This is a genomic window from Phenylobacterium sp., assembly GCF_024508875.1.
Taxonomy (GTDB): Bacteria; Pseudomonadota; Alphaproteobacteria; order Caulobacterales; family Caulobacteraceae; genus Phenylobacterium.
Genome location: NZ_JANINU010000178.1, coordinates 1 through 4871 on the forward strand (window position 1 = coordinate 1; position 4871 = coordinate 4871).

At 68.4% G+C, this 4871-nt stretch carries 3 protein-coding genes and 1 pseudogene; all 4 read left to right on the plus strand.

What is annotated here, in order from left to right; all coding sequences use genetic code 11:
- Positions 1-470 (plus strand): annotated as a pseudogene (locus tag Q0L11_RS13785) (MFS transporter); the annotation flags it as partial.
- A gap of 113 nt (positions 471-583) precedes the next feature.
- On the plus strand, positions 584-1252 hold the full coding sequence (locus Q0L11_RS13790; RefSeq protein ID WP_296597975.1) for a PEPxxWA-CTERM sorting domain-containing protein: 669 nt from the start codon (positions 584-586) through the stop codon (positions 1250-1252).
- A 102-nt stretch (positions 1253-1354) separates the two neighbouring features.
- Entirely contained in the window at positions 1355-1987 is a 633-nt protein-coding gene (locus Q0L11_RS13795; RefSeq protein ID WP_296597976.1) for a PEPxxWA-CTERM sorting domain-containing protein, read from the plus strand.
- 125 nt (positions 1988-2112) lie between these two features.
- Positions 2113-4871 (plus strand): TonB-dependent receptor (locus tag Q0L11_RS13800; RefSeq protein ID WP_296597978.1); only part of this gene is annotated, 2759 nt, incomplete at its 3' end.

The following is a 4871-nucleotide window of genomic DNA, read 5'->3' on the forward strand; positions in this document are numbered from 1 at the left end:
CCACGCCGATCTACATCTTCGCCTACACGCGCGAGAGCTATCAGCTCGCCTGGGCGATCCTGCTGATCCCCGGCGTCCTGCACTACACCTACCTCGGCCCGACGTTCGGCGTGGTCCAGAACGTGATGGACACGCGCATGCGCGCCACCGCCGTCGCCGTCCTCTTCTTCGTGCTCAACCTGATCGCCCTGGGCTTCGGCCCTCCCTTCACCGGCTGGTGCATCGACCAGTTCGCCCGCCACGCCTTCACGGCCAAGGGTATGGCCGGCGACTTCCTCGAGGTCTGCAAGGGCGGCGTCGCCGCCCCGGGCTCGTCCGCCGACGTCGCCGCCGCTTGCAAGGCGGCGATGAACGAAGGCACCCGCTCGGGCATCGTCTCCAACCTGCTCATCTACGCCTGGGCGGGCGTCCACTACCTCCTGGCCGCCATCACCCTGCCCAAGGACATCGAGAAGGCGAAGGCCGCCTAGGCCTTCGTCACCTCCGCCGAAATTCGAGGTCGGCGCCCCACGCCGCAACCTTCCTGATTGTGGCGAGTTCTTGTCCGCGTCGGGGGCTGTAAACACTTTGACGTGGGGCTGACATGTCGAAGAGCCTGGTGCTCGCTTTATCCACCGCCGCGGCCGTGCTTGCGGCCGCTCCCGCCGCGAACGCGGCGACCACCCTCACCCTCGGACCGTCGAGCCTCTGCGCAGCCTCCGGCTGCTTCGCCGACAACGCACGGGTGTTCACCCAGTCCTTCTCTTTGAAGAACGGCGCCTTCGATGTCTCGCAGCTCAGGCTGTTCAAGGGGCTGGTGGGCGATCTTCAGGACTACGCCGTCAAGATCAGCTTCACCACTGCGGACGGGACAGTTGTGTCCAGTTGGGGTTCGTACGTTCTGGCCACGCTCGCCGGCGACTACGCGACCATCAATGGCCAGCAATTCAGTTGGAACGGAGCCGATGGCGATCTCGTCCTGAAGCTCGAGGTTCTGATGCCCAGCAAGAGTGTGGGCCTCGGCGGCGGCTTCGCAGGCTTCGCCGCGAACCCCTATCAAGCCGCCTCGCCCTTCACGGCCGCGGCGATCAGCGCTGCCGCGCCCCGCATCAACCTCGCCGGTCCTGCGGCGCCCGACCGCGACTCGCTCGCGGCGGTCGCGGTGCCTGAGCCGGCTTCCTGGGCTCTGATGATCACCGGCTTCGGCCTGGCCGGCGCCGCCGTGCGCCGCCGCCGCGGCGCTCAGGACGTTACGACCACAGGATGTGGTTAATTATCCCCTAACGGGAGAATCCCACTCCCCCGGCAGGGGCGAGCACTTGTGATTCCACTCTGGGGTGAGTCATTTACCCGACGGGAAACCGTGGGGTACGAGATGCGTAACGTCCTGGCAGCCACCGCCGCCGTAGCGGCCATCGCCTTCGCCGGCGCGCCGGCGCACGCAGTCACCGTGCTCGACGTCGGCCCCGGCGACGGCTGCGGCAAGACCACCTGCTTCAACGACGACGGGGTCTTCACCCAGACCTGGTCGGCCAAGGACGCCACCGGCCCGATGACGGTCGGCAAGTTCCTGATGGCTCGCGGCGTCCTGGGCAGCCTGGACGGCTCCACCTTCCGCATCAGCTTCCAGGCGGGCGGCCAGGAACTGGGCACGTGGGGCTCATACAACATGGCCGGGATCGGCGGCGACGAGCTGTCGTTCGACGGGCTCGACTTCGTCTGGAACCCCGAGGACGGCGACCTCACGCTGGTGCTGGAGATCATCAAGCCTTCGAAGACGACGGGCCTCGGCTCGATCTCCTCGTTCGGCGGCGGCGGAGACCAGCCCGAGGCGTTCAAGCCCTTCGGCCCGGGCCCTTCCGATATCGGCGGCCCGAACGATTCGCCGAACGACGGCCCGGTGGGCGAGCCGTCGCCTGCCCCGGAACCGGCGGCCTGGGCGCTGATGATCGCGGGCTTCGGCATGGCCGGCGCCACCCTGCGCCAGCGCAGGCGAGTTGTGGCCTAGCTGCAACCCTCGATAAAAGTTCCGGCGTTCTCCGTGTTGCCGGATTGACATGACTCGTTGCTGAAACAGTCATCCTCCCGTCATGAAGCGCCCGGCGCGGGTCGGGCGCGGGGAGAAGACGTTCCATGCGAAATCACTTTGCGCAGGCCGCCTCGTGGGCGGTCCTGATGGCCCTTGGCGCGGGGGCGACAGCCGCCTCGGCCCAAACGGGATCCTCCGTCGAGGAGGTCGTCGTCACGGGCTCGCGCATCCGCACCAGTCCGCTCGACCAGGCCCAGCCGGTCGTCCAGATCGATGAGGCCATTGTCGCGAAACAGGGCCTGACCTCCACGGTCGACGTCCTGCAGCGCATCCCCTCGGCCGGGGGCGGCCTGAACGCGAAGTTCAACAATTCCGGTAACTTCGGCAATCCGCCTGACGGCGGCGGCGTGGGCGCGGGCTCGGCCGAGATCGACCTGCGCTACCTCTCGAGCCGCCGCGTGCTGGTGCTCGTCGACGGCCTGCGCTGGGTGCCCGGCGCCGCCGCCTCGGGCGTGCCCGGCTCGGTCGACCTCAACACCATCCCCACGGCCATGATCGGCCGGATGGAAGTGCTGCAGGAAGGCGCCTCGCCGATCTACGGCTCCGACGCCATCGCTGGCGTGGTCAACATCATCACCAAGCAGCGCCAGAACGGCTTCCAGGCTACCGCCCAGATCGGCCAGACCGACCACGACGACGGCTTCAGCCAGGACTACAATCTGACCTGGGGCGCCTCCTCGGACGGCCTCGATATCGTCGTCGGCGGCGGCTACTTCAAACAGGACCCGATCTACGCCGCCGACCGCAAGATCAGCCGCTTCCCGGCGCCGTTCGCCACCTCCTGCCTCTCCGGCGGGTGCAGCTCGGGCACCCCGCTGGGCCGTTTCATCGTCAGCGACCCGAACACCGGCCGCGACCTCGACATGACGCTGCGCCAGGCCCTCGCCGTCGGCCAGCGCCCGACCTACAATCCGGCCGACCCGACCGGCGCGGCCTCGCAGTACAAGGCCTTCACCACCGCCGACCGCTTCAACTTCCAGCCCTACAACTACATCTCCACGCCGCTGGAACGCGTCAGCCTGTTCGGCTCGGTGACCCAGAAGATCACCGACACCACCCAGCTCCGCGTCCGCGCCAGCTACGTCCAGCGGAAGTCGGCCAACCAGGCCGCCCCGCTGCCGCTGTTCGTCGGCCCCGACGCCGGCAACGGCAACCTGCTGGACACCGTCACCGTCGACGCCACCAACCCCTACAACCCCTTCGGCTTCACGCTGCAGCCCGGCACCTACGCCTTCATCGGCCGCCGCCTGATCGAGGCGGGTCCCCGCCACTACGAGCAGGAAGTCGACACCTGGAACGTGACGGCCATGCTGTCGGGTGAGTTCGCCGTCGGCGACCGCACCTGGAACTGGGACATCAACGGCCTCTACTCGCGCAACCACGCCGAACAGACCTTCACCGGCAACGTCAACGCCCAGCGCGTGCAGCAGGCCCTCGGCCCGGCCGCCCAGTGCACCGGCTCGTGCGTGCCGCTGAACATCTTCGGCGGCGTCGGCACGATCACCCCGGCCATGCTGCAGTTCATCGGCTTCACCCAGCAGGACCAGAGCCAGCAGGAGCTGACCGACTTCTCGGCCAACCTGACCGGGGAGCTGTTCGACCTGCCGGCCGGCCCGCTGGCCTTCGCCGTCGGCCTCGAGCGCCGCCGCACCGAGGGCTACTTCCAGCCCGACGCCATCGTCGCCGCCGGCCTCGGCTCCGACATCCCGGCCCAGCCGGCCAGCGGCAAGATCACGGTCAAGGAAGCCTACGGCGAACTGCGCGTGCCGCTCCTGGCCGACGTGCCGTTCTTCCACCGCCTCGACGCCTCGCTGGCCGCCCGGATCTTCGACTACTCGACCTCGGGATCGGACGAGACGTTCAAGGCGGGCCTGTCCTGGCGTCCGACCGAGGAACTGCTGTTCCGCGGCTCGTGGGGCGAGGGCTTCCGCGCCCCGTCCATCGGCGAGCTGTTCGGCACGGCGTCGCGCTTCGACCAGGAGATCAACGACCCCTGCTCGGGCTTCAGCGCAGCGACCCCGGCCGCCGTGCGGGCCAACTGCATCGCCCGCGGCGTCCCGGCCAGCGGGACCTATACCCAGCTCAACCCGCAAATCTCGGTCATCACCAGCGGCAACCGCAACCTGAAGCCCGAGACCAGCGAGAGCTGGAACTTCAGCGGGGTGTGGGAGCCGAAGTTCCTCCGCGACACCGGCTTCTCGCGCTCGGTCTCGCTCGAGGTCGCCTACTCCAACATCAAGCTGGACGACGCGATCCAGGCGCAGAACGGCCAGAGCCTGGTCGACCGCTGCGCCCAGACGAACGACGCCCTGGCCTGCGCCACCATCACCCGCACCGCCTCGGGCCAGATCGTCAACATCTCGAACCCGTTGATCAACATCGGCGGCATCAAGACCCGCGCGCTCGACGTGAACCTGGTCTGGACCTCGCCGGAATGGGACTTCGGCCAGTTCGGCGCCCGCTGGTACACGACGCGCCTGCTGGAGTTCACCGAGTACGTGCCGTCGGCCGGTGGCCTGCTGGCCATCGAGCGTGAAGGCACCGAGCGCGGCAGCCCCGACCAGGCCTATCCCAAGACCAAGTCCACCCTCATGCTGGACTGGGACAAGGCCGACTTCGGCGCCACCGTCACCGGCCGCTACATCTCGAAGGTCCAGGAGGCGGGCGACCCCAACAAGCTTGAGGCCCGCCTCTACGTCGACGCCCAGCTCCGCTGGCGCCCGACCTTCCTCACCGAGGACATGAGCATCGCGGTCGGCGTCAACAACCTGTTCGACAAGGACCCGCCGGGCTGCGTCACCTG